Raw genomic sequence first — 23,947 nt, 5'->3', positions numbered from 1 at the left:
CCCGCCCCTGATTTCCATCCCTGATCCCCTGTGGAGAGGTTTGAACACCGTGAAGATCCAGCGCATCGGCCTCCTGGCCAGCGTGGCCCTGGTCGGCTCCCTCGCGCTCACCGCGTGCGGCTCCGACGACAACACCGGCTCCGACGGCAGCTCGTCCAGCTCGAGCGCCTCCGCCGGGGCGTCCGACTGCCCAGAGGGCGGCGGCACGCTGAACGCCGAGGGCTCCTCCGCTCAGAAGAACGCCATCGAAGAGGCCATCGCGTCGTTCCAGGACGCCTGTGAGGGCACCACGATCAACTACAACCCGACTGGTTCGGGCGCCGGCATCAAGCAGTTCATCGCCGGCCAGGTCGACTTCGCCGGCTCCGACTCGGCGCTCAAGACCACCGAGAAGGACGGCAAGATCGAGGCTGACGACGCGGCCGCCTACTGCGGCTCCCCCGCGTGGAACCTCCCGATGGTGACCGGCCCGATCGCCGTCGCCTACAACATCAAGGGCGTGGACAAGCTCGTCCTCACCCCTGCGGTCGCCGCCGACATCTTCAACGGCAAGGTGACCACCTGGAACGACAAGGCGATCGCCGCCCTGAACTCCGGTGTGACCCTGCCGTCCGAGCCGATCAAGGTCTTCTTCCGCTCCGACGAGTCCGGCACCACCGAGAACTTCACCAAGTACCTCAAGGCTGCTGCTCCCGACAAGTGGACCGCCGAGCCGGGCAAGGCCTGGACCGGCAGGGGCGAGGGCAAGCAGAAGTCCGACGGTGTCGCCGGTGCGGTGAAGACCACCGAGGGTGGCATCACCTACGCCGAGTGGTCCTACGCCAAGGACAACCAGCTGGGCATCGCCCAGATCGACAACGGTGGCGGCGCGGTCGAGCTCACCGCCGAGTCGGTCGGCAAGGCCGTCCTGGCTGCCAAGGCTGACGGCGAGGGCAACGACCTGCGCCTGAAGCTGGACTACGCCACCAAGGAGGCCGGTGCCTACCCGATCCTCCTGGTCACCTACGAGATCGTCTGCTCCAAGGGCAAGGACGCCAAGAAGGCGGCCCTGACCAAGGCGTTCCTCACCCACTTCGCCTCGGCCGAGACCCAGAAGGGCCTCGAGGACATCGGCTACGCGCCGCTCCCGACCGAGATCCAGACCAAGGTCGAGGCTGCCATCAAGGCCCTGTCCTGACCTAGATTCACCGGTATGCCGCGGGGCTGGCTCCCAGCCCCGCGGCATACCTGCTCCCCCACTCCCTGCTCCCACCCTCCTGCACCCCCGATCGTGAGGCACACGTGGCATCAGTGACCGGAGTCTCCGTCGCCGACGAGCTGCCCGGCCCGGACGGGCGAGGCCCCCTCAGTGGTGACAACGCAGGCACCGGTCGCTTGGGCGACAAGGCATTCGCCGCTGCGGCCAAGGGGTCCGGCGCGCTGGTCATCGGCCTCGTCACGCTGGTCGGTGTCTTCCTGCTGTGGCAGGCCATCCCGGCGATCGCCGACGACAAGGTCAACTTCCTGACGTCGCGCGAGTGGTCGGTCAGCGACAGCGACAACCTGCGGTTCGGCATCGTCGAGCTGCTCTGGACGACCGTCGCCGCCTCCACCATCGCGATGCTGATCGCGGTCCCGGTCGGGGTGGCGGTCGCGCTGTTCATCACGCAGTACTCGCCGCGGTGGCTCTCGCGCCCGGCGGCCAGCATCATCGACCTGCTCGCGGCCGTGCCGTCGATCGTCTACGGGCTCTGGGGCCTGAAGACCTTCACCCCGTGGTTCGACCCGTTCCAGATCTGGCTGTCCGACCACCTCGGGTGGATCCCGCTCTTCTCGCGCACGGGCACCAGCGGCACGATCCTGCTCATCGGCGTCGTGCTCTCCATCATGATCCTGCCGATCGTCACGGCGCTGTCGCGGGAGGTCTTCGCGCAGACTCCGGTCACGCACATGGAGGGCGCGCTCGCCCTCGGTGCCACGAAGTGGGAGATGATCCGCACCGCGGTGCTGCCCTTCGGGCGCCCCGGCGTGATCTCCGCCGCGATGCTGGCCCTCGGCCGCGCGCTGGGCGAGACCATCGCCGTGACCATCATCGTCTCGACCCTCCCGCAGGGCTCGAAGTGGACCTGGTCGCTGCTCAACGGTGGCGAGACCTTCGCCTCGCGGATCGCCAACAACGCCGGCGAGTTCGACTCGCCCGCCAAGACCGGGGCCTTCATCGCCGCCGGCCTGGTGCTGTTCGTCCTGACCTTCATCGTCAACGCGATCGCCCGCATCGTCATCGAGCGCAGGAAGGCCTTCACCGAATGAGCACCGACACCGTGGCCAAGGCTCCCGAGCGCGCGGCTCCCCCAGCGCTGGGACACCCTGCCCGTGGGCGCGCGTTCCGGGACCAGCTGGCCCGCGTGGTCATGTGGGTGGCCTTCCTCATCGCCCTGATCCCGCTGGTGTGGATCCTGTGGACCGTGCTGTCCAAGGGCGTCGGGCTCGTCCTCGACTCGCAGTGGTGGACCAACTCGCAGAAGGGCATCACCTCCCGACGCGAGGGCGGCGGCGCCGTCCACGCCATCCAGGGCACCCTGATCCAGGGCGTCACCACCTCGGTGATCTCCGTGCCGATCGGCGTGATGACCGCGATCTACCTCGTCGAGTACGGCCGTGGGAAGTTCGCGAAGGCGGTCTCGTTCATGGTCGACATCCTCACCGGTGTCCCGTCGATCGTGGCCGGTCTGTTCGTCTACGCGGTGTGGGTCACGACCTTCGGGTTCCAGCGGGTCGGCTTCGCGGTCTGCCTGGCGTTGGTGCTGCTGATGATCCCGGTCATCGTGCGGTCCACCGAGGAGATGCTCAAGCTCGTCCCCAACGAGCTGCGCGAGGCGTCCTACGCGCTCGGTGTCCCGAAGTGGAAGACCATCGCGCGGGTGGTCCTCCCGACCGCCTTCTCCGGCATCATCACCGGCGTGCTGCTCGGCCTGGCCCGCGTGATGGGCGAGACCGCGCCGCTGTTGATCCTCGGCCCCTACACCAAGTCGATCGCCACCGACCTGTTCGGCGGCTACATGGCCACCCTGCCCACGATGATCAACCAGGACCGCACCGAGAGCCTGCAGCCGGCCGTCGACCGGGTCTGGGCCGCGGCCCTGACCCTCATCCTCCTGGTCCTGATCCTCAACCTCGCCGGCCGGGTCATCGCCCGGTTCGGCTCCGTGCAGAAGTAGCTCCACCCCCTCCGCCCCCAGACTCCGCTCCACCCCCTGCCGGCCCGCACGGCATACCCATCCCGAAGGACGAAAGCACACCATGGCCAAGCGAATCGACGTCAGTGACCTGAACGTCTACTACGGCGCGTTCAAGGCCGTCGAAGGCGTGACGATGACGGTGGAACCGCGCTCGGTGACCGCGTTCATCGGTCCGTCCGGCTGCGGCAAGTCGACGTTCCTGCGCACCCTCAACCGGATGCACGAGGTGATCCCCGGCGGGCGCGTCGAGGGCAAGGTCATGCTCGACGACCAGGACCTCTACGCCCCGAACGTCGACCCGGTGGCCGTGCGGCGGACCGTCGGCATGGTGTTCCAGCGGCCCAACCCGTTCCCGACGATGTCGATCTACGACAACGTGGCAGCGGGCCTGCGGCTCAACGGCGTGAAGGGCAAGAAGAAGCTCGACGAGGTCGTGGAGAAGTCGCTCAACGGCGCCAACCTCTGGAACGAGGTCAAGGACCGGCTCAGCAAGCCCGGCGCCGGCCTGTCGGGTGGTCAGCAGCAGCGACTCTGCATCGCGCGGGCCATCGCGGTGGAGCCGCAGGTGTTGCTGATGGATGAGCCGTGCTCGGCCCTCGACCCGATCTCGACCCTCGCCATCGAGGACCTGATCTCGGAGCTGAAGAGCAAGTACACGATCGTGATCGTCACGCACAACATGCAGCAGGCGGCCCGCGTCTCCGACCAGACGGCCTTCTTCAACCTCGCTGCCACCGGCAAGCCGGGCAAGCTGGTCGAGGTCGACCACACCCAGAAGATCTTCAACAACCCGGGCGTGAAGGCCACCGAGGACTACATCAGCGGCCGCTTCGGCTGACCCGCCCCCGCCCCCCGCCTGTCCCGACTTCTGGCCACCCATGCGGCACCGGCCCTGGATTTCCGGGTCTCGGAGCCACACCAGCGGCCAGAAGTGCGGGGGGTCAGTCAGGCAGCCGGGAAGGCCGCGGACGACTCGGCCGGAGGCCAGCTCCACGGCTGCAGGGGTTCGTCGTCGTTGCTGCGCCAGAGACACCTGATCGACTGCGGACGAGCACGACGGCGCGCAGCGCTCAACGCCCGGCAGAGGCCCTCGCCGTAGTCGCGCAAGTCAGCGGTCCCCCACCGGGCGACGGCAAAGCCCAAGGATTCAAGGCCACGCTCGCGATCACGCTCGGCCAGGACGATCTCTGAAATCTGCTCGGCTGTGGCCTCCTCATCGGCCAGGTCTCCGCGGTACTTGCCGAGGCCGTCCGCCTCCCCGATCACCCCGGCTCCTCGCCACAGGTGGTCGACCCGTCCCACGAACGCGCCTTCCATGTCGTGGATGCGGATCTGGCTCTCCGGTACCGAGTAGCCGCGCCGGTGTGCCACGGCCACCGAAGCCGACTCGAGCCAGCTCTCCCGCCGACCATCGACCAGGCCCAGTCCCTCCTCCGCCAGCCGGATGCCGGGCCACCGCGTTTGGAATGCCCGCATCTCCCGCAGCTCCTCCGACTGGACCAACCCGTCCCGCAGGGCGGCATCGGCGATGGCAAGGGCATCGCGAAAGCGACTCTGCCGGAACGAGTCCACCACTGTCCTGGCGGGAGTGGTCAGCAGTACTCCGCGAGCCGTGGACACGTGGTCCGCGGGGAGTTTGGCCTGCAGCACCCGACGCCAGTCATCGGGATAGCTGGTCCGTGATGACTCACGCGCCGTGAGACTCACCTTGCCCACGGGGCCTTGCGGCCTGGGGAGACCCAGGGCGATGGCAGCACTGACATGGCTCACCACGGACTCGGGGATCGAGGCCTGCGCTGCGCGCGCCAAGGCAACGTGAAGCTCAGTCGGATCGAGCCGGAGCCACGGTTCGCGGACGGCATACACCGAGGGGGCCACCTTGATCACCTCGCGACGTCGCACCGCACCTGACAGTGCCGCGTGACTGAGCCCGGCTTCTCTGGCCTCCTGCCACAGGAATGGTTGCGGTAGGTCGATCCAGCGACGGGCGTCCGTGGTTCGCATGGTCGAGATCGTGGCCACTCACGCTGCACCTGGCGACGCGTGCGCCATCGCCTGTGGATCGTGTATGCCGCGAGCCCACCCCTGTGGACAGCCTCACCCACATTGGCGTGGCTACCCCCAAGCGACTTCGGGCCACCCATGCGGCACCACGGCCCGAGATCGCGCCCCACACCCGGCACCAGTGGCCAGACGTGCGGGGCGGGGGTGGGAGTGGGGTCAGACGAAGATGTTGATGATCAGGCAGCTGGCGGCGGCGACCAGGCCGGCGCCGGGGAAGGTCAGCACCCAGGCTCCGACGATGTTGCCGGCCACGCCCCACCGCACGGCGGACAGCCGCTTGGTCGCACCCACCCCCATGATCGCCGAGGTGATCGTGTGGGTGGTCGAGATCGGGGCGCCGAACGCCATGCCCGCGACGTAGAGGATCGCCGCGGCACTCGTCTCCGCCGCGAAACCCTGCGGCGGGTCGAGGTGGATGATGCGGCGGCCGAGGGTACGCATGATCCGCCACCCACCGGCATACGTGCCGAGGGAGATCACGACGGCGCTCATGACCAGCACCCACAACGGCACGCGTTCGCCGTTGTAGTGGCCGCCGACGGTCAGGGCGAGGACGACGACGCCGGCCGTCTTCGCGGCGTCCTGGAAACCGTGGCCGAAGGCCATCGCGGCAGCTGACACGGTCTGGGCGTAGCGGAAGCCACGCGTGACCCTGCCGGGCTGGGAGCGGCGGAAGATCCACAGGATGGAGGTCATCACGAGGAAGCCGAGGGCCAGCCCGACGATGGGCGAGAGGATCATCGGGATGACGACCTTCTCGAGGATGCCGGCCCACTTCACGTGCGCGCCGGCAGCCAGGGCCGCACCACCGAGACCGCCGATGAGGGCGTGCGACGACGACGACGGCAGGCCGAACCACCAGGTCAGCAGGTTCCAGCCGGTGGCCCCGATCAGGGCGGCGGCGCAGATGACGAGTCCTTCGTTGCCCGAAGGCGCCTCGATGATGCCCTTGCCGATGGTCGCCGCGACTTTGCCGAAGAAGTAAACCGTGACGCCACCGACCAGGTTGGCCACCGCGGCCATGAGGAGCGCCACCCGCGGCGTCAGGGCGCGGGTCGAGACCGAGGTCGCGATCGCGTTGGCCGCGTCGTGAAAACCGTTGGTGTAGTTGAAGCCCATCGCCAGGGCGATGACGATTCCTACCGGAAGCCAGTCCATGGGGAGGCTCAGGACTCCTTGACCGCGATGCTCTCGACCTTGTGGGCCACCTTCTCGAACGCGTCAGCGGCGGCCTCGAGCTCCTCGACGACCTCCTTGAGCTTCATGATCGTGAGAGTGTCTGCACCGAAGTCGCCGTTGAACAGCCCGGCCAGCAGGCGACGGTAGATCTGGTCGGCCTGGTTCTCGAGGCGGTTGATCTCGATCCAGTACCCGGACAGGTCCTTCATCGACCGCAGTCGCGGCATCGCGTCGGCGGTGAGCTCGGACATCCGCGACAGCACCTCGACCTGGTCGGACACGCCGGCCGGGAGGTCACCGATGCGGTAGAGCACGATCAGGTCGACCGCGGCATCCATCATGTCCATGCAGTCGTCGAGCGTGGACGCCAGCCCGTGGATGTCCTCGCGGTCGAACGGGGTGATGAACGAGCTGTTCACCTTGCGGATGATCTCGTGCGTCGCCTCGTCGGCGTCGTGCTCGATCTCGCGCATCCGCGTGGCGACGGCTTCACGCTCCGACGGGTCGACTCCGAGCAGCGTGGTCAGCTCACGGGAGCCGAGCACGAGGTAGGAGGCGGACTTGGCGAACAGGTCGTAAAAACTGTTCTCCTGGGGGGTGAGGCGAAAGCCCACGGTTCTCTCCGGTCACGCAAAGGGGGGATGGCCGTGGACGATGCTACGGGGAAGAACGCGTCAAAGCGCAACTCGGCCGGTCCGTCCCTCGGTCAGGGAGACCGGCTCAGGCGTTCAGCCGCTTCCCGGCGCGGTGCGGGTGCGGGACACCCTGCGCGTCCTCAGGGGACTTCTGGTGCCCGCGTTCGATCCCGAGGGCCTCGTCGATCTCGTCCTCGGTGAGCGGTCGCTCGCTGGCGGACGCGGCTACGACGAGATCGCCCACCAGCTCGATCTCGTTCTGCAGCGCATCATCGGTGAGGTCTGCACCGGCGCGCGGGTCGGTGGTCATGGGTCAAACGCTAACGGAGTGCCGGCGAAACGTGGCATCCAGTTTGCTATCTCTTGACCCGCCATGCCCGGGAACCACCCATCTGGGTCATACGACTACTCATCATGACTAGTCCAGACCGGCTATGCCGATTGATGGTTGCCAAGCGCACCGAAATCTGCGGCGGGGGTTCGGCGTGACCCCACGACCCCAACGTGCCTCGACGCGCAGGCGTGGGTATGCCGCGGAGCCGGCACGCAAAGGCCCGTCGCCACCCCTGGCGAGGCCTTCGCGAAGCCGTCCGGAACGCCGCCGCGAAAAGGCGAGCAGGCGGCATACCGAGGTGGCACGGAGGTGAACAGTGTGCGCGTCGGGCCGGGAGCGCCTCACGGCACGTGGCCGCTCGTAGCGGCTTGATTTGGGACCCGGGGCTACCGCGGCCCGACGCACGTCCGACTGTAACCCGGGTGGCCCGGATGTTGTTCCCCGAGAGGCGGGTTTGCTTGCCGGCAAGGGGCCGTTCAGATGAGTTCTCCGGCGTGCCAGAGGCGGGCGCCGACCTCGAGGTCCTCGGCCGTGGAGAGCATCGAGGCCGCCCGGCGGGTCTGGGCGCTCGCCGCCTCCGGGTCCTGGACGTCGGTGGTGTGCGCTCGGTCGGCGCGACCGGCCGCGACGACGCGACAGAACGCCGCGGCGCGTTGCAGCGCCACCGCGAAGTCGCCGGCGAACACCCCGCGCAGGATCGAGTCGGTCAGCTCGCGCAGCTCGGTCGGCCCGGGAGGCTCGGCCACCCCCGCCACGGCGTGGTTGACGTCGGTGAACCGGATGCCCGCCGCGTAGTCGGCGCTCGCCTCCTCCGGGCTGCGCTGCACCCACTCACGCAGGGCATAGAGGCGCCACAGGGCCCCGGGGAGGCTGCGGGCGGGGCGGTCGGCCCACAGCTCCGCCACGGTCGACAGGCCGAGCTCGTCGACCAGCGCGACCAACCGGGCCGTCAGGGCGGGGTCGTCGGTGGCGCGGCCGGTGCCGACGAGGACGGCCGCGGTCTCGTGGGCGATCTCGGTCACCTGCGCGGGGTCGGGGACCGTGCCGCCCTGCGCCTCCATCGCCGTGGGGCTGAAGAACGCGGGGCGGCGCGGACCGGGACGACCGCTGGGCTCGTTTTTCATCGCGCCCAGTCTCTCAGGTGGGGCCGACGGCGGCGGGGATCACCGGCCGCGGTCGACGGGCTCAGTCGAACAGCTCGCTGAGGAACGACTTCTTGCGACGCTGGCCGTAGCCCTGCTGCCCACCGTACGGAGCCTTGGACGTCGCGCGGTACGGCGCCTGGTAGCTCTGGGCCGGCGGCTGCTGCCACGCACCCTGCTGCTGCGGGGGTTGCGGGACGGGCGGCTGCTGCTGCTCGGGCGGGGCGGCGGCAGCCGGCGGCTGGTGCCAGGCGTTCTCGGCGGCCACAAGCGCCTCGAGCTCCCCGCGGTCGAGGAACAGGCCGCCACAACCCGTGCACTGGTCGACGTGGACCTGGTTGCGCTCGTAGCTGCGCATGTCGGAACCACACTTGGGACAGGTGAGGGTGCTCATGTCGGGCCAACGGCTCGGGGCGCGGACGGGTTCCGATCGCCGTGGGTGGCCCCGCCTGCCCAGCCGTTAGTCTGTGGCCGGTTCGGCACAGCGGTGGGTATGCCGCGTGGTCGGCCGGGGCCTCTAGCTCAATGGTTAGAGCTGCGGACTTTTAATCCGTAGGTTGTGGGTTCGAGTCCCACGGGGCCCACCAGCGGTGACGGCCGTGAGGTCACCGACGACCCCGGTCAGGACGGAGGCCCGAACCACCCTGCGTGGTTCGGGCCTCTTCCGTTCGGGCCTCTTCCGCTCGGGCGGGTCAGGCAGGGCAGCAGACGGGCTGCGGCACGCAACCTGCCGCGGCGGCTGGCCGGGGGGTGGCCAGCAGACGGACCTTCTCGCCCGCCTGAGCCAAGGCAGCCTGCCACTGAGCCAGTCCGCGGCGGGGACGGGCGGCGCGGGCCTGCGTGACGAGCCGGTGCTGGTCAGCCTCCCGGAGCAGGTCCTCTCGGTGCGCTTCGGCCATCAGGCCTGACAGGTAAGGGTGCATGACGGTTCTCCTTTCAGCAGCATGCCGCAGCGGGCTGCTTCTCCGTGGACTGGGTGGTGGACATGTCGTCGGCCGCGTCGGTCGCGCAGCAGGTCCCGTCGCCGGACACCTCCGACAGGGCGAGGCTGGTCTTGCCCTCCAGGTCGGGACGTGCGTCGTCCTTGACGGTGTAGACCTCCCACGGTTCGCTGCCCGGTCCGGTCACCCAGACCTTGTCCTGGACGGCGTAGCAACAGGTGGTGTTGTCCTCGATCCGGGTGGCGAGCCCGGCGTCGGCGAGACGGTTGGTCGCGGAGGCAACCAGGTCGGTGGACTCGACCTCGACGCCGAGGTGGTCCATCCGGGTGTCCTCGCCGGGCTGGCCCTCCAGCAGGACCAACTTGAGCGGCGGCTCGGCGATCGCGAAGTTCGCGTAGCCGGGACGGCGCTTGGCGGGGGTGGTGTCGAACAGACGTGAGTAGAACTCGATCGAGGCGTCGAGGTCGGCAACGCGGAGAGCCAGTTGAACGCGAGACATGGGGTGCTCCAATGAATAGATGAGTGTCTATGTGTCGCCACCTTGCCACCGCATATCGGCCTGTGTCAATATAGACGCGTGTCTAATTCTGTGATCGAGCTGCCAGTGATCCAGTCCGACCGCGCGCTAGCCTGCTGCGCCCCGCTGGCGCGCGAGCCCATGACCGCCGACCAGGCCGAACAGGTCTCCGGGCTGCTCAAGGCCATCGCCGACCCGGTGCGCCTGCGGCTGATGTCGCTGATCCTGTCCCACCAGGGCGGTGAGGCGTGCGTCTGCGACCTCAACGACGCGTTCGACCTCTCGCAGCCGACGATCAGCCACCACCTCAAGGTGCTGCACCAAGCTGGCCTACTCGACCGGGAGAAGCGCGGCACCTGGGTCTACTACAAGGCGAAGCCCGAGGCGCTGTCGGCGATGAACACCCTGTTCGCCACGGCAGGTCGCCAGCTCTCCTGAAAGCATCGGAGTCCCCACCGCAGCGGACACACCCCATGGATCGCGGCACACTCGTCAGACATTCATTGCTCGCTCAGAGCGCGGGGCCGCCCGCGGCCTACCGTTGCTTCAGGACGACCGACGACCTGGAGGCTGCCGTGGACCCCGAGGAGATCTGCTCGGAGCTGGACCGGGTACGCGCCGACTTTCGAGACCTGGTCGACACAGCCACGATCGCCGAGCTTCGACAGCCGAGTGATGGCACCAAATGGACGAACGAGCAACTGCTCTTCCACATGCTCTTCGGCTACTTGCTCGTGCGAAACCTGCGCCTCCTGGTCCGCGCCTTCGCGCGCCTGCCTGATGGCGCCTCAAGACGGTTCGCAGCGCTGCTGAACGCCGGCACCCGGCCCTTCCACGTCGTCAACTACCTCGGGTCCCTCGGCGGCGCACGTGTCCTGGGCTACAGCGGCATGGAGCGACTCATGGACCGGGTCATCACTGGTCTGCAGAAATCGCTCCGCCGACAGTCGCCAGCCTCGCTCGACCAGGGCATGCACTTCCCGCTCGGCTGGGACCCGTACTTCAAGGAAGTCATGACCCTTCGCGACGTCTACCACTACCCCACCCAGCACTACGACCACCACAGACGACAACTCACGCTGGCTTCGACCCGAAGCGACTGACCGGCCCCCTCGCCTTCGAGCCGTCGACGCGACGCTCCACCGTCCGCTCACCTCGGGACCGCATGATCGCCGCTCCGCGGGTCTCCGAGGAACATCGGCAGGGCTTCCTCCACACCAGAGACCTCGACCTCGCCCTTGTCGGCGTTCGCCCCCCACAGCTCGGACGTCAGGCGCAGGCGATCGGAGACGACGACCTCCTCACCGCGACGATCGCGCGAGATGCCGTCAGGTAGATAACCCAGCTTGCGGGACACACCCTGTGACTTGTGGTTGTCCTGGAACACCTCGGTCGTGGCATCCGTGGCGCCGAGGTGGTCGAAGGCCAGCGACAGGAGGGCCGTGCGAGCCTCGGTGCCGTAGCCCTGTCCCTGCCAGGCGAGACCCAGCCAGCTCGACGTGGTGACCTCGCGGTTGACGCGGAAGTCCCCGGCGCGCAGGGAAGCGACACCGATCGCTTCCCCAGTGTGGAGGAAGACGCCCAGCCCGAGACGCCAGGAGTCGGGCGTCCACGACGCGAGCGCCGACCAGTGCGAGCCGAGCACGGAGCGGGCCCGCTCCTCGGGGCTGCCCTCCGCCCACGGGGTCAGGAACGGCCGCTCGTCCTCGCCGTGGACGCCATCGGCAGCCACCCGGGCCAGGGCTTCCAGCTCGGAGTCAGTGGGGAGCCTGAGCACCAGCCGCCCGGTGGACAGGGTCAGGCCGAAGGTCGGCCAGAGGTCGGCGAACATGACCGCCATCCTGCCCAGTCAGGAAGCCCGGGCGCCTCCCGATTCTTGCCCGATCAGGTGCCGGCGCAGGAGTGACCCAGCGCGATGGAAGCCACGATCGACCAAGTGCCGATACCGAGGGCCAGGACCGCGAAGGACGTGGTCGACCACCGCACGAACAGGTAGGCCGTGGCCAGGCCGGCAGGCATCGGCACTCCATCGAGCGCAGCCTGTTGCGCGCGGTGGACGACCAGTGCGATCGCCACGATGACCAGCCCGCCCGCGCCCGCGGCGAGGACGTCGGTCAAGGTCCGTTGGTTACCGGCGAAGAAGGCGAAGACGCCCCAGCCCAGCAGGGCACCGCTCCACACCCTCCTGATGGTCCTCTCGCGTCGACTCGGAGTGGGGCGGCGTTGTGGCGGCGCCCATGCGATCCAGGCCAGCATTCCAAGAGCCACCCCGAGGCCGAACCCCATCAGCGTGCTGACGAACAGCCACTCCGGCCCCCCGGACTCCCAACACGACCCCACGGGCACCAGTGTGCCCGGTCGCACCCGCTCCCCACGGACAAACACGGAAGCGAGCCACGCGGCATACCTCGTGAAAGCGGGGGGTCTCGGCGAGCAGCCGGGAGGCTGTAGCCTTTGGTTAGGTAAGGCTTCCCTTGGCGACGCTGGACGCGTCGCCGGACGACCCCAGGAGAACTCGCGTGGCCCTTCGACGATCCATCCTCGCTGCACTCGGCGTGGTGAGCCTGGTGGCCCTCACGGCCTGCGGCGACGGCACCCTCGAAGCCGGCAAGAACCTCGACCCCGACAAGCTGACCATCTACAGCGCGCAGCACGAGAACCTCACCCAGGCCTGGGCCGAGAAGTTCAAGGAGGACACCGGGATCGACGTCCAGATCCGCTACGGTAACGACTCCTCGATGGGCAACCAGATCGTCCAGGAGGGCACCAAGTCGCCCGCCGACGTCTTCCTCACCGAGAACTCCCCGGCGATGACGACCGTGCAGGACGCCGGACTGCTGGCGACCGTCGACCCCGCGACCGAGGCTCAGGTCGGCAAGGCCTACGCCCCGAGCAGCAAGCAGTGGATCGGCATCGCGGCCCGCTCCACGGTGCTGGTCTACAACCCCAGCAAGATCACCGAGGCCGAGCTGCCGAAGTCGATCATGGACCTGCAGGACCCCAAGTGGAGCGGCAAGTGGGGCGCCGCGGCCGGTGGCGCCGACTTCCAGGCCATCGTCTCCGCGATCGTCGCGACCGAGGGCGAGGCCAAGGCAGCGGCCTGGCTCAAGGGCCTCAAGGACGGCGGCAAGATCTACCAGAACAACATCGCCGTGATGAAGGCCGTGAACGCCGGCCAGGTCCCCGTCGGGATCATGTACCACTACTACTGGTACCGCGACCAGGCCCTCACCAAGGCCGGCAGCAAGAACACCAAGCTGCTCTACTTCCGCCACCAGGACCCGGGCGCCTTCGTGAGCCTGTCGGGCGGCGCGGTCCTCAAGGCGAGCAAGCACGCCGCCAACGCCCAGAAGTTCCTGGCCTTCGTGACCAGCGCCGAGGGCCAGAAGATGCTGGCCACCAGTGACGCCAAGGAGTATGCCGTCGGCAACGGCGTCGCGTCCGACCCGGCCCTCGAGCCGCTGCCCTCCTTGCAGGCGCCCGACCTCGACCCGTCCACGCTCAACGGACCCAAGGTCATCGAGCTCATGACGAAGGCGGGCATCCTCTAGGTGGCCCGCTCCGTCGGGGGGACACGCTCCCCCGTCCCGGTCGTGGTCACGAGCCTCGCGGTCGCAGTGCTGTGCCTGCTGCCGCTCGGGGTGGTCGTGGCCGCGAGCATCGACGTCGGGTGGGACGCCGCGCGCACCCTGCTGTGGCGTCCGCGGGTGGCCGAGCTCCTGCGCAACACGACCGCCCTGGTCGTGCTGACCGTGACGGCCACGACCCTCCTCGGCCTCAGCACCGCGTGGCTCGTCGAGCGGACCGCGCTGCCGGGCGCCCGGGTCTGGCGGGTGCTCATGGTGTGCCCGCTCGCCGTCCCGGCCTTCGTCAACAGCTACGCCTGGGTCACCGTCCGACCCGACCTCGAGGGCCTGCGCGGCGCCGTCCTGGTGACGACGTTGTCCTACTTCCCCTTCGTCTTCCTGCCGGTGTCGGCAGCCCTGCGCAGCCTCGACCCGACCGTGGAGGAGACCGCCCGGTCGCTGGGGCTCGGGCCCTGGCGTGCCTTCCTGCGCGCTGTCCTGCCCCAGCTGCGCCACGCCACGCTCGGCGGGATGCTCCTGGTGTCGCTGCACCTGCTCGCCGAGTTCGGGGTGCTGGCGATGCTGCGCTTCCCGACCTTCACCACGGCCATCCTCGAGCAGTTCCAGGTCGCCTTCAGCGACAGCGCCGGGAGCCTGCTCGCCCTGGTCCTGATGGGCCTCTGCCTCGGGCTGCTCACGGCCGACCAGCTCCTGCGCGGCACGAGCCGCCAGGCCCGGGTCGGCCGCGGCGCCGCCCGGCGCCCGGTGCGTGCGGCCCTGGGGCGCTGGAAGGCCCCGGCGCTGGCCCTGATGGGCGGTCTCACGGCGGCGGCCCTCGGCGTCCCCGTCGCGAGCCTGGCCCGGTGGCTCGCAGCCGGGGACCCCACCTTCGATGGGCGGACCTGGCTCGTGACGGTCGGCAGCACCGTCGGGTTGGCGCTCGTGGCGGGCCTGCTCACGGTCGTGGCGGCGTTCCCCGTCGCCTGGCTGATCAGCCGGCGCAGGTCCTGGCTGAGCATCCTCACCGAGCGGGCCACGTATGTCGCGTCGTCACTCCCCGGGGTCGTGGTCGCCCTCGCGCTGGTCACCTTGACGATCCGGTACGCGCGACCGGTCTACCAGACCAGCATCGTGCTCGTCGCGGCATACGCGATCCTCTTCATCCCGCGCGCGATGGTGAGCATCCGCGCCTCCATGGCGCACGCCCCGGAGGAGCTCACCCAGGCGGCGCGCGCCCTGGGCGCCGGCCCGGTCCGCACCTTCGCCCGGGTCCTGCTCCCCCTCACGCTGCCGGGCGCGCTGGCCGGCTTCGCGATGGTGTTCATCGCGGTCTCGACCGAGCTGACGGCGACGCTGATCCTCGCGCCGACCGGTGTGCGCACCCTCGCGACGGCGTTCTGGAGCGCCAGTGAGAGCATCGACTACGCAGGCGCCGCGCCGTATGCCGCGGCACTGATCCTCGTGTCGACACCCGTGACCTACCTGCTGCTCCACCGTTCCGATGAGGAGCCTGACCTGTGACCACGCTTCTCGTGCGCGGCGTGCGTGCCACCTATGGGCGCACGGAGGTCCTGCACGGCATCGACCTGGTCGTCCCCTCGGGGTCGACGACCGCGATCCTCGGGCCGTCCGGCTGCGGCAAGACCACCCTGCTGCGCGTGGTCACCGGGTTCCAGCCGCCCACCGCCGGGTCCGTCGTCCTCGACGACGAGACCGTAGCCGGCGACGGGGCGTGGACGCCGCCCGAGCGCAGGCGGATCGGCTACGTGGCCCAGGAGGGCAACCTCTTCCCGCACCTCTCGATCGCGGCGAACGTGGCATTCGGGCTTCCCCGGGCCGAGCGGAAGGACACCGATCGGGTCGCCGAGCTGCTCGGCCTCCTCGGGCTCGACCCCGGTCTGATGGGACGGCGTCCCGACCAGCTCTCCGGTGGCCAGCAGCAGCGGGTGGCCATCGCCCGTGCCCTCGCCCCGCGACCGCGGCTGGTCGTCCTCGACGAGCCGTTCTCCTCCCTCGACACCGGCCTGCGCGCCGCCACCCGCGAGGCAGTGGCCGAGGCCCTGCACCACGAAGGGGTCACCGTCGTCCTGGTCACGCACGACCAGGCCGAGGCGCTGTCCTTCGCCGACCAGGTGGCGATCATGCACGAAGGTCGCCTCTCGCAGGTCGGGAGTCCCGTGCAGGTGTATGGCGCGCCGGCCGACCGCCGTTCGGCGGAGTTCCTCGGCGAGGCGCAGTTCGTGAGCGGGATCGTGCGCGGCGACCGGGTGGAGTGCGCGCTCGGGGAGCTCGCGCTCGACGGCCGCGCGCCAGAGGGGTCGGTCGACGTCCTCGTCCGGCCCGAGCAGCTCCGACTGGTCAAGGCGCCGGGCGGCCGTCGGGCGGAGGTCGTGTCGACCACCTACTTCGGCCACGACGCGCTGGTCACCCTCGACCTCGTCGACTCCGACGGCCACCCGGGACTGCGGCTCACAGCCAGGGTCAACGGGTTGGAGGCCTGGGCTGCCGGCACCCCGGTGTCCGTGGACGTGGTCGGACCCGTGCGCGCCTTCGTCGACGGTCAGGCCGGGACGGTGCCGAGCCCGGGCTGAACCTCGGACCCGACCGCCGCTGGTCGGCGCGACCAGCGGCCTGCGCGCAGGCGGGCCCAGGCCGAAGCAGCCACGCGGCTCGCCACGGTCGAGGTCCAGCCCCAGGCCTTCCAGTAGGCCAGCCCCACGACGAGCGAGGCCACGACGGCGAGGCCGGAGTTCACGGGCATCACGTGCGGGTAGACGACGAAGTGCGTCAGGTAGACGAACAGCGACGCCGACGCCACGGCCGACACTGCACCGACGGCTCGGGCCGGCACCGGGAGGGTCGGCACCCAGATCAGCACGAGCACGCCGGCGGTGATCGTCGCCGCCCGGCCGGGCATGGTCGGCCAGAATCCCGGCAGCGTCAGCACCGGGACGGCCGAGACGAGGAGGCGCTGCCACGTCGTCGTGGCCCGGCTGACCGCCCAGCCGGTGGCGAACAGCCACAGGAGCACCAGCGCGTTGGCACCCCGGTAGGGGCCCGCGTCAGGGATCACCACGGCATACCTCGTCAGCAGGCCGAGCCCCACCAGGGCCATCGGCACCGCGAAGGGGTGGCGGCGCTCCAGACGATCGAAGCCGGGCACGAGACAGAGCAGGGCAGACCCGAGGAGCAGCGCCACGAGGGCCTCGATGAACCAGAAGTGCCAGTGCGGCCCCCATCGGGCCCAGTCCCCCAGCACCTGGTTGAGCATGAGGACGTTGCGCCAGTCGTAGGTGCCGACGAAGAGCGCCACGAGCCCGATCCAGAGAGCGCTGGGAGCCCAGATGCGCACGACGCCCTGGACGATCCTCGTCGCCCGCTCCCGGGGCGGTCGGCCGGTCAGCTGGAAGCGGGCGAGGTTGTAGCCCGCGATGACGAGGAGCGTGTGGGCTCCTCCGGGCAGCTCGGCGAGCTTCGTGTGGTTGGCGAGGATGAGGATGACCGCGAGCGCCCGGATGACGACGTTGGTCTCCAGCCGTCGCCAGCGGGCTCGCCGGTCGGAGTCCAGCTGCGTCGTGATCGGGTCCACCAGCTCGGCCGGGGTGAGCCGCTGCCAGTGCGCGGGGAGCGTCCCGAGGACTTCCTCCAGGCGCACGGACACCTCCACGTAGGAGAGTGAGTCACCCCCGAGGTCGACGAAGCTGGTCCGGGCGCTCGCGTCCGGCCGACCCAGGAGGTGACGGTAGAGGGCGACGACCAGGGCGCACCGGTCCCTGCCACCGGAGTCGACCACGTCGGCGACGTCGGCGAGCCGGCTGCGCATCGCGGGGTAGTCGGGCTTGCCGGTGGAGAGGACCGGGATCTCGCACCCGTCGAGAACCACCACTGCGGTCCGCGGGAGTCCGTGCCGCTGGGCCGTCACGGCGAGCAGCGACTCCGCGTGGTCGGGACGTGGCGTCACCAGGCCCAGCCGACCGTCGAGGTCGACGCAGCGCACCGGGGTGCTGTCGTCACCGAGGTCGCGCTCGAGGTGGTCGAGGTCCAGCCGCAGCCCGAGCACCTTCGCGACGCGGCTGCGGCGACCGACGACCCGCACCACGCCGGCGTCGTCCACCGTCCCGAGGTCTCCGGTGCGCAGCTCGTGCACCTCACGACCACGGGCCAGGTCGGCCGGCGAGGTCGCGTAGCCGAGCATGACGTTGGGGCCGGTGTAGACCAGCTCGCCCACGCCCGGCGCAGCCGCCCGGGTGGCGGCCTGCTCGAGGGGCTCGACCCGGAAGGCCCCGCCGGGAACGGCGACCCCGACCGCGTCGGGATTGGTCGTCGCGAGCGCGGGCGACAGCACGGCCATCCGCGCCGTGGCCTCGGTCTGCCCGTACATCGTCGAGAACCGCCAGCCACGCTCCGCCGCCAGCGCCCGGAACCGGGCCGCCGTCGCGACGGGGAGCGCGCCCCCCGCCTGGGTCAGGGTGCGCAGCCCGGGCAGGTCCAGCTCGGCCAGCCCGACCCGCTCGAGGAGCTCGTAGGTGTGCGGGACGCCCGACAACCCCGTGGCCCCCGACCGTCGGACCAGGTCCCAGTAGCAGGGGTCGACCACGGAGAAGTCGCTGAGGACGAGGCTGGCCCCACACGCGAGGTGGCTGTGGACCACCGAGAGCCCGTAGCTGTAGTGGACCGGCAGGCTGGCCATCGCGCGGTCGCGGTCGGTGAGCGAGAGCGCCTGGACGATCGAGGTCGCGTTGCTGTCGAGGTTGTCGTGCGACAGCCGCACCAGCTTGGGCGACCCCGTCGACCCGGAGGTCGTCAGCAGCAGCGCCAGGTCGGGGTGCAGGTCGTGCTCGGGCGCGTCGTCCTGGGCCGTGACCGTCCAGGCCGAACCGGTCCGCCGCACCACGCTCCCCGGGCGGTAGCGCTGGACCAGCCCGGCCACGTGGTCAGGCCGGTCGCCGGGGACGAGCAGCACCACGTGCCCACGGCTCAGGGCGGCCAGGTAGGTGACCAGCCAGTCGACACTGTTCTCGGCCGCCATGAGGACCAGCTGGCGGGTGGCGGGGAGCTGCTCGGCCGCGTCCCGCACGGCGGCTGCCAGACCGACGTAGGTGAGGTCGCCCGTCGGGGCGTACACCGCAGCCCGGTCGCCCCACTCCTCGAGCCGCTCGACGAAGGCGACGCGGGCTCGCGCCGAGTCGGCCCCGCGAGTGGCGTGGTGGGAGGCGAACGCGAGGGACACGCGGGTGACTATATTAGGGTTGGCTTACCTAACCAAGTCGGCCGGCTCGGGCCAGGGACTCGACCACGAGGGCCCCGAACTCCGCTGGGTAGGTGAAGGGGTTGTTGTGCGACCCCGGCAGCACGACCGCCCGGCTCCAGCCACCGGCCAGGCCTGCGAGCAGGTCGAGCCAGTCGCGTGGCGCGAAGCTGTCGGCCTCACCGGCCGTCACGATGAGGGGCGCGGTGAGCAGGCCCACCCGCCGGTCGGTCGGGTGGCGTCGTCCCGACTGCACGATGCGCGCGAGGTCGGTGCGGACCCGGGCGACGTCCTTCAGCACCACGAGCTCCTTGGGCGGGTCCTTGAGGTATGCCGTGAGGGCGGCGGGGACGAGCCAGCGCAGCCTGCGCTGGTCGGGGGTGAAGGTCGGGCCGCCCATCACGAGCGCAAGGTCGGGACGGGTCCGCTGGACCCTCAGCACGGCCTCCAGCGCCACCTGCGAACCGGTGGAGTGGCCGACCACGACGATCGGCCGGTCCTCCTGACGCGAGAGCCAGGCAGCGGTGAGCTCGGAGAGCCCGGCGATGGTCGGGACCGCCCGCTGGGCGCGCCGACCACAGTGACCGCGCCAGGCCAGGGTGTCGAGCAGCGCCGTCTCCAGATCCTGGGTGGCCAGGTGGCGGGCCAGGGGCAGCAGGTAGCGCGGCAGCCCAAGCCCGGGGACCAGCACAGCCAGCCCGGGTCGGATCGGCCTCGAGTCACCGGGCGTCCGCTGCGAAGGCCTCGGCACTGTCACGGTCCGAGGCGTGAACCTGCGGACCCGCAGCCACGTGCCATCGACTCGCTCCCACTGCGTCGACTCCAGGACGCCGGACGCCGCGTCGTCACTGCTCATGGGGGTGTGCTCCGCGGGTCGTGGGGCTGGCTCGATGCTCCCCCAGACAACCACACCCGCGGTGCGACACTGGCTTCGTGAGCAACGTCGAGACGCAACCGCAGGAGACCGTCTGCCCCACGACGCCACCCGCTGACGGAGTGGAGATCCTCGAGCCCCGCGACGTGCCCCTCGGCGGGCCCCGCGCGATGACGGTCCGGCGCACCATCCCCCAGCGGCAGCGCTCCCTCATCGGCGCCTGGTGCTTCGCCGACCACTACGGCCCCGACGACGTGGGGGCGACGGGTGGGATGGACGTGCCACCGCACCCGCACACCGGGCTCCAGACCGTGAGCTGGCTCTTCACGGGCGAGATCGAGCACCGCGACAGCCTCGGCTCGCACGCCCTGGTGCGGCCCGGCGCCGTGAACCTCATGACCGGTGGCTACGGCATCGCGCACTCCGAGGTGTCGACGCCGGGCACGACCATCCTGCACGGCGCGCAGCTCTGGGTCGCCCTGCCCGAGGCACATCGCAACGCCCCCAAGGACTTCCAGCACCACGAGCCGACCCCGACCCGCGTCGACGGCGCCATCCTCAGCGTCTTCCTCGGCAGCCTCGCCGGACAGACCTCCCCGGTCGAGACGTTCACCCCACTGCTCGGTGCGGAGGTGACCGTCGACGCCGGTGCGACCGTCGAGCTCGGTCTCGACGCGGCATACGAGCACGGGGTGCTGGCCGACAACGAAGGGCTCACCGTCAACGGCACGGCCACCCCGCGCAGCGCCATGGCCTACCTGCCCACCGACACCCCAGTGCTCCAGCTCACCAACACCACCGGGGCACCGGCGCGTGTGCTGCTCCTCGGCGGTCCGCCGTTCGACGAGGAGATCGTCATGTGGTGGAACTTCGTGGGCCGCAGCCACGAGGACATCGTCGCTGCGCGCGACGAGTGGATGGCCCACTCCGCGCGGTTCGGCGAGGTGGAGGGGTATGCCGGTGACGTCCAGCACCTGCCGGCTCCCCCGATCCCAGCCGTGCGGATCCGCCCTCGGGGCAACGCTGCCCGCACCTCCCGGGACTCGTGAAGCAGCTGTTGCGCGAGCGATGGCGGCTCGTCGCCATGGCCGGTGCGCTCGCTGTCCTCCTCCTGCTCGGGTTGCTGCTCCAGCTCCTCTCACCGAGGACCACCGGGGTGGCGGGCGACTGGTCGGCCAAGACCGTCGACGGTGCGGTGGTCGCCGGGCGTGCGGTGGTCAGTGACGACCACACCGCGCTCGACCTGCGCAGCGGCAAGACGGTCACGCTGGGCTCGGTCCGCGGCGGCGTGGCCTACGTGGCGGACGACCGACTCGTCATCGCGAGCCCCGGACAGGTCGACTCGGTCGGGCTCGATGCCACCGCCCGGTGGACCTGGCGGGCAGCCGCCGGTGAGACGGTCTCCCCCGTCGCGGCCGGTCGCGGCGGCACGGTCGTCCTGGCCTGCCCCACGAAAGGCCCCTGCCGACTCGTCGGGCTCGACCCAAGGGGCAACGAGAGCTGGTCTTCCAAGGGGGTGGAGCGACGCGACCCGCTGCCGGCCGGCCCCCTCCCCCGGGTGGACGCGACCAGCGCTGGCGGTGGCGTGCTGGTGACCGACCCGGCGAGCGGTCGGGCCGCCCTGCAGCCCGGGCGGTCGTTCGTGGCCCTCCCCGACGGACCGGTCGTCACCGAGGTGGTCCAGGACGGAAAGTGCGTCATCGCCGCCTACGCCAGCGCGGACCCGGCGTGGACCCGCGTGCTGCCGCGCTGCCCGGCGGCCGAGACTCCGCGGCTGTCCGCCGACCCCACCGACCCGGCCGTCGTGACCGTCACCTGGCCGTCCACGACCGCCCGCCTAGACCTCGCGACAGGGAGGCCTGCGAGCCCTACGCCACGCAGCAGGGGCACGGTCGTCGCCCGAGGAGATGGCCTGACCGCGACCACCTCCCGGAAGTCGTTGCACACCAACCCGTTTCGGTGGGGCCGGCGGGTCACACTGCTGCAGCTGGTCGACGACCGGTCCGGCGACGTCCGCGCCCAGGTGGTGTCCGACCACTCCCTCGCCCTGCTCCACCTCGACGGGTCCTCCGTCGTGGTGCGCGACGGCGACGAGGTCATCCGCTACCTGCTCTGACGAGTCGGTCGTGCCACGACTCGGGCCGGGTGGGGCAGACTGGCCACATGAGTCCCACCCCGGGCAACCGCCCCACCGGCATCGCCGCCTTCGCCCCGATCATCGTCGCCGTCTGCGCGATCGTCATCGTGCGCGAGGTGGTCGAGGCGGTGCTGCCCGACCTCAGCTCGTGGATCGCCTTCATCATCGCCCTAGCCGTCGGCTGGCTCGCCTACGCAGGGGTGGAGCGGTTGTACGACCGGCGCAACGACCGGTCCAACGGTCCGCGCGACCAGTCGTGAGCCGTGGCGGCGGCCCACCGCCGCCCTGTCGTCGGAGTACCTAGACTCGACCGCGTGGTCGCCGCCGTCGAACCCCTCACCGCCCCCGTCGAGCCCGACGAGGCCCTGAGGCGCATCGCCTTCCTGCTCGAACGCGAGCGAGCCGGCACCTACCGCGTGGAGGCCTTCCGCAAGGCCGTCGTCACGGTCCGCGAGACACCCGAGGAGGAGCTCCGCAGCCGGCACGAGGCGGGGACCCTGCAAGACCTGGCCGGTATCGGCAAGTCGACCGCCGCGGTGGTGAGCGAAGCCCTGGACGGTGAGCTCCCGGCATACCTGGAGACGTTGCAGGGCAAGGCGAAGCCGCTCGCCAAGGGCGGCGTGGAGCTGCTCGCCAGCATCAAGGGCGACTGCCACTCGCACTCCAACTGGTCGGACGGCGGGAGCCCGATCGACGAGATGGTGCTGACGGCGGTGGAGCTGGGCCACGAGTGGCTGGTGCTCACCGACCACTCGCCCCAGCTCCGCGTCGCGAACGGCCTCACCGCCGAGCGGCTCACCAAGCAGCTCGGCATCGTCGAGGCGATCAACGCCTCGCTCGGCGGCCAGTTCCGGCTGCTCAAGGGGATCGAGGTCGACATCCTCGACGACGGCGCCCTCGACCAGACCGACACCATGCTGGGCAAGCTCGACCTGGTCACCGCCAGCGTGCACTCGAAGCTGAAGATGAACCGGGCCCCGATGACCAAGCGGATGGTCACGGCGGTGTCCAATCCCCGTGTCAACGTCCTCGGCCACTGCACCGGCCGGCTCGTCGAGGGGTCCCGCGGCACGCGGCCGCAGTCCGACTTCGATGCGCGAGCGGTCTTCGAGGCCTGCGCCCAGCACGGCACCGCGGTGGAGATCAACAGCCGTCCGGAGCGGCGTGACCCTCCGGACGACCTCATCCGGCTCGCGATGGACCTCGGGTGCCTGTTCGCGATCGACTCCGACGCGCACGCGCCCGGACAGCTGGAGATGAAGGCCTACGGCTGCGAGCGCGCCGAGGCCCTGGGCATCGACCCCGACCGGATCGTCACCACGTGGGACGCGGACCGTTTGCTGGACTGGGCCGGGGCGCGCGCATGAGCGGGCTGCTGGTCACGGTCGATCCCGAGGCCGCCGAGCCCCCCTATGAGCAGGTGCGGGCCCAGCTCGCCGGCCTGATCGGCCGCGGGAGCCTGGCCGAGGGCGACCGGCTGCCCACCGTGCGAGCCCTGGCCGCAGACCTCGGGCTGGCGGTCAACACCGTGGCCCGCGCCTACAAGGAGCTGGAGGCGGAAGGGCTGGTGACCACGCGGCGACGGGCCGGGACGGTCGTGGCGGCGGGCTCCCAGCCGCTCGACGTCGCCCTCAACCGCAGCGCCGCCGAGTACGCCATCCGGGCCAAGCGAGCCGGGCTCAGCGAGTCAGCGGCCGTCGACCTGGTCCGCGCCGCCCTGCGCGAGGCGCGCGCCTGACCGGCCACGCGGCATACCCTCGGGTCGCGGGGGCAGGCGGGGCGCGGCCGCACGGCCCGCGGCGCCCACGGACCCGTTTTGGTTATCCGGGCGGTCTGCCCTTATGCTTTCGCGAGTCCTCGACGGATCCGCGCCTGGCGCTAAACGGCGGGGGGCCGTTGAACTGGTCCCCATCGTCTAGCGGCCTAGGACCCCGCCCTTTCACGGCGGTAGCACGGGTTCGAATCCCGTTGGGGATACGCATCACCAGCACCACCAAGGCCCCGTAGCGCAGTTGGTTAGCGCGCCGCCCTGTCACGGCGGAGGTCGCCGGTTCGAGCCCGGTCGGGGTCGCCCCACACGAAGGGCCCGCAC

General features: G+C 70.5%; 25 protein-coding genes and 3 tRNA genes. 17 read left to right on the top strand and 11 right to left on the bottom strand.

Annotated elements, in window-relative coordinates:
- Positions 1–49 precede the first annotated feature (49 nt).
- From pstS to pstB, 4 genes are all read left to right on the top strand, one after another.
- Entirely contained in the window at positions 50–1,177 is a 1,128-nt protein-coding gene (gene pstS / locus ASG95_RS02575; protein ID WP_057376454.1) for a phosphate ABC transporter substrate-binding protein PstS, read from the top strand.
- 104 nt (positions 1,178–1,281) lie between these two features.
- Positions 1,282–2,289 (top strand): phosphate ABC transporter permease subunit PstC, encoded by a 1,008-nt coding sequence (gene pstC, locus ASG95_RS02570; protein WP_056922065.1) that lies wholly within the window; start codon positions 1,282–1,284, stop codon positions 2,287–2,289.
- Positions 2,286–3,197, top strand: coding sequence for a phosphate ABC transporter permease PstA (gene pstA, locus ASG95_RS02565; RefSeq protein WP_057376453.1), 912 nt, complete (start codon positions 2,286–2,288; stop codon positions 3,195–3,197). The genes pstC and pstA overlap by 4 nt, the downstream gene beginning before the upstream one ends.
- Before the next feature lie 82 nt (positions 3,198–3,279).
- Entirely contained in the window at positions 3,280–4,056 is a 777-nt protein-coding gene (pstB, locus tag ASG95_RS02560; protein WP_057376452.1) for a phosphate ABC transporter ATP-binding protein PstB, read from the top strand.
- Positions 4,057–4,163: 107 nt separating this feature from the next.
- Here pstB and ASG95_RS02555 read toward each other — a convergent pair whose 3' ends face one another.
- From ASG95_RS02555 to ASG95_RS02530, 6 genes are all read right to left on the bottom strand, one after another.
- Positions 4,164–5,084, bottom strand: a complete 921-nt coding sequence (locus ASG95_RS02555) for a hypothetical protein (RefSeq protein ID WP_157581696.1) — start codon at positions 5,082–5,084, stop codon at positions 4,164–4,166.
- A 354-nt stretch (positions 5,085–5,438) separates the two neighbouring features.
- Positions 5,439–6,440, bottom strand: coding sequence for an inorganic phosphate transporter (locus ASG95_RS02550; RefSeq protein WP_056922061.1), 1,002 nt, complete (start codon positions 6,438–6,440; stop codon positions 5,439–5,441).
- 8 nt (positions 6,441–6,448) lie between these two features.
- Positions 6,449–7,075, bottom strand: a complete 627-nt coding sequence (locus ASG95_RS02545; RefSeq protein ID WP_056922060.1) for a DUF47 domain-containing protein — start codon at positions 7,073–7,075, stop codon at positions 6,449–6,451.
- A gap of 106 nt (positions 7,076–7,181) precedes the next feature.
- A complete protein-coding gene (locus ASG95_RS02540) occupies positions 7,182–7,406 on the bottom strand; it encodes a hypothetical protein (RefSeq protein WP_057376450.1) in 225 nt (74 codons plus the stop codon).
- 500 nt (positions 7,407–7,906) lie between these two features.
- Positions 7,907–8,554, bottom strand: coding sequence for a hypothetical protein (locus ASG95_RS02535; RefSeq protein WP_057376449.1), 648 nt, complete (start codon positions 8,552–8,554; stop codon positions 7,907–7,909).
- Positions 8,555–8,615: 61 nt separating this feature from the next.
- Positions 8,616–8,966, bottom strand: a complete 351-nt coding sequence (locus ASG95_RS02530) for a zf-TFIIB domain-containing protein (RefSeq protein ID WP_082592269.1) — start codon at positions 8,964–8,966, stop codon at positions 8,616–8,618.
- 117 nt (positions 8,967–9,083) lie between these two features.
- Between ASG95_RS02530 and ASG95_RS02525 the strand changes: the two genes are divergently transcribed.
- A tRNA-Lys gene (locus tag ASG95_RS02525) sits at positions 9,084–9,159 on the top strand.
- A 349-nt stretch (positions 9,160–9,508) separates the two neighbouring features.
- On the opposite strand, the gene ASG95_RS02515 is transcribed toward ASG95_RS02525, so the two are convergent.
- On the bottom strand, positions 9,509–10,012 hold the full coding sequence (locus tag ASG95_RS02515; protein ID WP_057376446.1) for an ArsI/CadI family heavy metal resistance metalloenzyme: 504 nt from the start codon (positions 10,010–10,012) through the stop codon (positions 9,509–9,511).
- Between the two features lie 78 nt (positions 10,013–10,090).
- On the opposite strand from ASG95_RS02515, the gene ASG95_RS02510 reads away from it, so the two are divergent.
- Together ASG95_RS02510 and ASG95_RS02505 are read left to right on the top strand one after the other, a co-directional pair.
- Positions 10,091–10,468, top strand: coding sequence for a metalloregulator ArsR/SmtB family transcription factor (locus tag ASG95_RS02510; RefSeq protein ID WP_235543269.1), 378 nt, complete (start codon positions 10,091–10,093; stop codon positions 10,466–10,468).
- Positions 10,469–10,605: 137 nt separating this feature from the next.
- A complete protein-coding gene (locus ASG95_RS02505; RefSeq protein ID WP_057376445.1) occupies positions 10,606–11,133 on the top strand; it encodes a DinB family protein in 528 nt (175 codons plus the stop codon).
- A gap of 47 nt (positions 11,134–11,180) precedes the next feature.
- On the opposite strand, the gene ASG95_RS02500 is transcribed toward ASG95_RS02505, so the two are convergent.
- Both ASG95_RS02500 and ASG95_RS02495 read right to left on the bottom strand, forming a co-directional pair.
- Positions 11,181–11,861, bottom strand: a complete 681-nt coding sequence (locus tag ASG95_RS02500) for a GNAT family N-acetyltransferase (RefSeq protein WP_057376444.1) — start codon at positions 11,859–11,861, stop codon at positions 11,181–11,183.
- Positions 11,862–11,914: 53 nt separating this feature from the next.
- Positions 11,915–12,211, bottom strand: coding sequence for a hypothetical protein (locus ASG95_RS02495; protein ID WP_057376443.1), 297 nt, complete (start codon positions 12,209–12,211; stop codon positions 11,915–11,917).
- Between the two features lie 338 nt (positions 12,212–12,549).
- On the opposite strand from ASG95_RS02495, the gene ASG95_RS02490 reads away from it, so the two are divergent.
- Genes ASG95_RS02490 through ASG95_RS02480 form a run of 3 tightly spaced genes read left to right on the top strand, consistent with a single transcriptional unit; the run spans position 12,550 to position 16,187 of the window.
- The gene (locus ASG95_RS02490) at positions 12,550–13,581 is read left to right on the top strand and encodes an iron ABC transporter substrate-binding protein (protein WP_057376442.1); all 1,032 of its coding nucleotides are present in this window, start codon (positions 12,550–12,552) and stop codon (positions 13,579–13,581) included.
- Between the two features lie 42 nt (positions 13,582–13,623).
- Positions 13,624–15,117: an iron ABC transporter permease gene (locus tag ASG95_RS02485; RefSeq protein WP_235543260.1), complete on the top strand. Its 1,494-nt coding sequence runs from the start codon at positions 13,624–13,626 to the stop codon at positions 15,115–15,117.
- Entirely contained in the window at positions 15,114–16,187 is a 1,074-nt protein-coding gene (locus tag ASG95_RS02480; RefSeq protein ID WP_056922044.1) for an ABC transporter ATP-binding protein, read from the top strand. Before ASG95_RS02485 ends, ASG95_RS02480 begins: the two co-directional genes overlap by 4 nt.
- On the opposite strand, the gene ASG95_RS02475 is transcribed toward ASG95_RS02480, so the two are convergent.
- Complete coding sequence (locus ASG95_RS02475; RefSeq protein WP_057376440.1) at positions 16,157–18,826, bottom strand: AMP-binding protein; 2,670 nt, start codon at positions 18,824–18,826, stop codon at positions 16,157–16,159. The genes ASG95_RS02480 and ASG95_RS02475 overlap by 31 nt on opposite strands.
- A 28-nt stretch (positions 18,827–18,854) precedes the next feature.
- On the bottom strand, positions 18,855–19,700 hold the full coding sequence (locus ASG95_RS02470; RefSeq protein ID WP_057376439.1) for an alpha/beta fold hydrolase: 846 nt from the start codon (positions 19,698–19,700) through the stop codon (positions 18,855–18,857).
- A 77-nt stretch (positions 19,701–19,777) separates the two neighbouring features.
- Here ASG95_RS02470 and ASG95_RS02465 point away from each other — a divergent pair, with 77 nt between their 5' ends.
- The 7 genes from ASG95_RS02465 to ASG95_RS02435 all read left to right on the top strand — a co-directional run bounded on the left by ASG95_RS02465 (position 19,778) and on the right by ASG95_RS02435 (position 23,926).
- Complete coding sequence (locus ASG95_RS02465) at positions 19,778–20,767, top strand: pirin family protein (RefSeq protein ID WP_057376438.1); 990 nt, start codon at positions 19,778–19,780, stop codon at positions 20,765–20,767.
- Positions 20,764–21,834: a hypothetical protein gene (locus tag ASG95_RS02460; RefSeq protein ID WP_057376437.1), complete on the top strand. Its 1,071-nt coding sequence runs from the start codon at positions 20,764–20,766 to the stop codon at positions 21,832–21,834. The genes ASG95_RS02465 and ASG95_RS02460 overlap by 4 nt, the downstream gene beginning before the upstream one ends.
- Positions 21,835–21,881: 47 nt before the next feature.
- Positions 21,882–22,115, top strand: a complete 234-nt coding sequence (locus tag ASG95_RS02455) for a hypothetical protein (protein ID WP_056922039.1) — start codon at positions 21,882–21,884, stop codon at positions 22,113–22,115.
- Between the two features lie 54 nt (positions 22,116–22,169).
- Positions 22,170–23,222 carry a PHP domain-containing protein gene (locus tag ASG95_RS02450; RefSeq protein WP_057376436.1) on the top strand — a complete coding sequence of 351 codons (1,053 nt, stop codon included), beginning with the start codon at positions 22,170–22,172 and terminating at the stop codon, positions 23,220–23,222.
- Positions 23,219–23,593, top strand: coding sequence for a GntR family transcriptional regulator (locus tag ASG95_RS02445; RefSeq protein ID WP_082592267.1), 375 nt, complete (start codon positions 23,219–23,221; stop codon positions 23,591–23,593). Before ASG95_RS02450 ends, ASG95_RS02445 begins: the two co-directional genes overlap by 4 nt.
- Positions 23,594–23,759: 166 nt before the next feature.
- A tRNA-Glu gene (locus tag ASG95_RS02440) sits at positions 23,760–23,832 on the top strand.
- A gap of 20 nt (positions 23,833–23,852) precedes the next feature.
- Positions 23,853–23,926 (top strand) — tRNA-Asp (locus tag ASG95_RS02435).
- The last annotated feature ends 21 nt before the right edge of the window (positions 23,927–23,947 follow it).

It is taken from the genome of Phycicoccus sp. Soil803 (assembly GCF_001429685.1).
Taxonomy (GTDB): Bacteria; Actinomycetota; Actinomycetes; order Actinomycetales; family Dermatophilaceae; genus Pedococcus.
The sequence above is the reverse complement of the archived record's forward strand: the minus strand, read 5'-3'. Positions and strand labels throughout refer to the sequence as shown.

Excerpts from the sequence above, each read along its gene's own strand:
- pstA (WP_057376453.1), top strand. The coding sequence starts at position 2,286 with ATGAGCACCGACACCGTGGCCAAGGCTCCCGAGCGCGCGGCTCCCCCA.
- pstB (WP_057376452.1), top strand. The coding sequence starts at position 3,280 with ATGGCCAAGCGAATCGACGTCAGTGACCTGAACGTCTACTACGGCGCG.
- ASG95_RS02550 (WP_056922061.1), bottom strand. The coding sequence starts at position 6,440 with ATGGACTGGCTTCCGGTAGGAATCGTCATCGCCCTGGCGATGGGCTTC.
- ASG95_RS02540 (WP_057376450.1), bottom strand. The coding sequence starts at position 7,406 with ATGACCACCGACCCGCGCGCCGGTGCAGACCTCACCGATGATGCGCTG.
- ASG95_RS02535 (WP_057376449.1), bottom strand. The coding sequence starts at position 8,554 with ATGAAAAACGAGCCCAGCGGTCGTCCCGGTCCGCGCCGCCCCGCGTTC.
- ASG95_RS02530 (WP_082592269.1), bottom strand. The coding sequence starts at position 8,966 with ATGAGCACCCTCACCTGTCCCAAGTGTGGTTCCGACATGCGCAGCTAC.
- ASG95_RS02515 (WP_057376446.1), bottom strand. The coding sequence starts at position 10,012 with ATGTCTCGCGTTCAACTGGCTCTCCGCGTTGCCGACCTCGACGCCTCG.
- ASG95_RS02500 (WP_057376444.1), bottom strand. The coding sequence starts at position 11,861 with ATGTTCGCCGACCTCTGGCCGACCTTCGGCCTGACCCTGTCCACCGGG.
- ASG95_RS02470 (WP_057376439.1), bottom strand. The coding sequence starts at position 19,700 with ATGAGCAGTGACGACGCGGCGTCCGGCGTCCTGGAGTCGACGCAGTGG.
- ASG95_RS02455 (WP_056922039.1), top strand. The coding sequence starts at position 21,882 with ATGAGTCCCACCCCGGGCAACCGCCCCACCGGCATCGCCGCCTTCGCC.
- ASG95_RS02445 (WP_082592267.1), top strand. The coding sequence starts at position 23,219 with ATGAGCGGGCTGCTGGTCACGGTCGATCCCGAGGCCGCCGAGCCCCCC.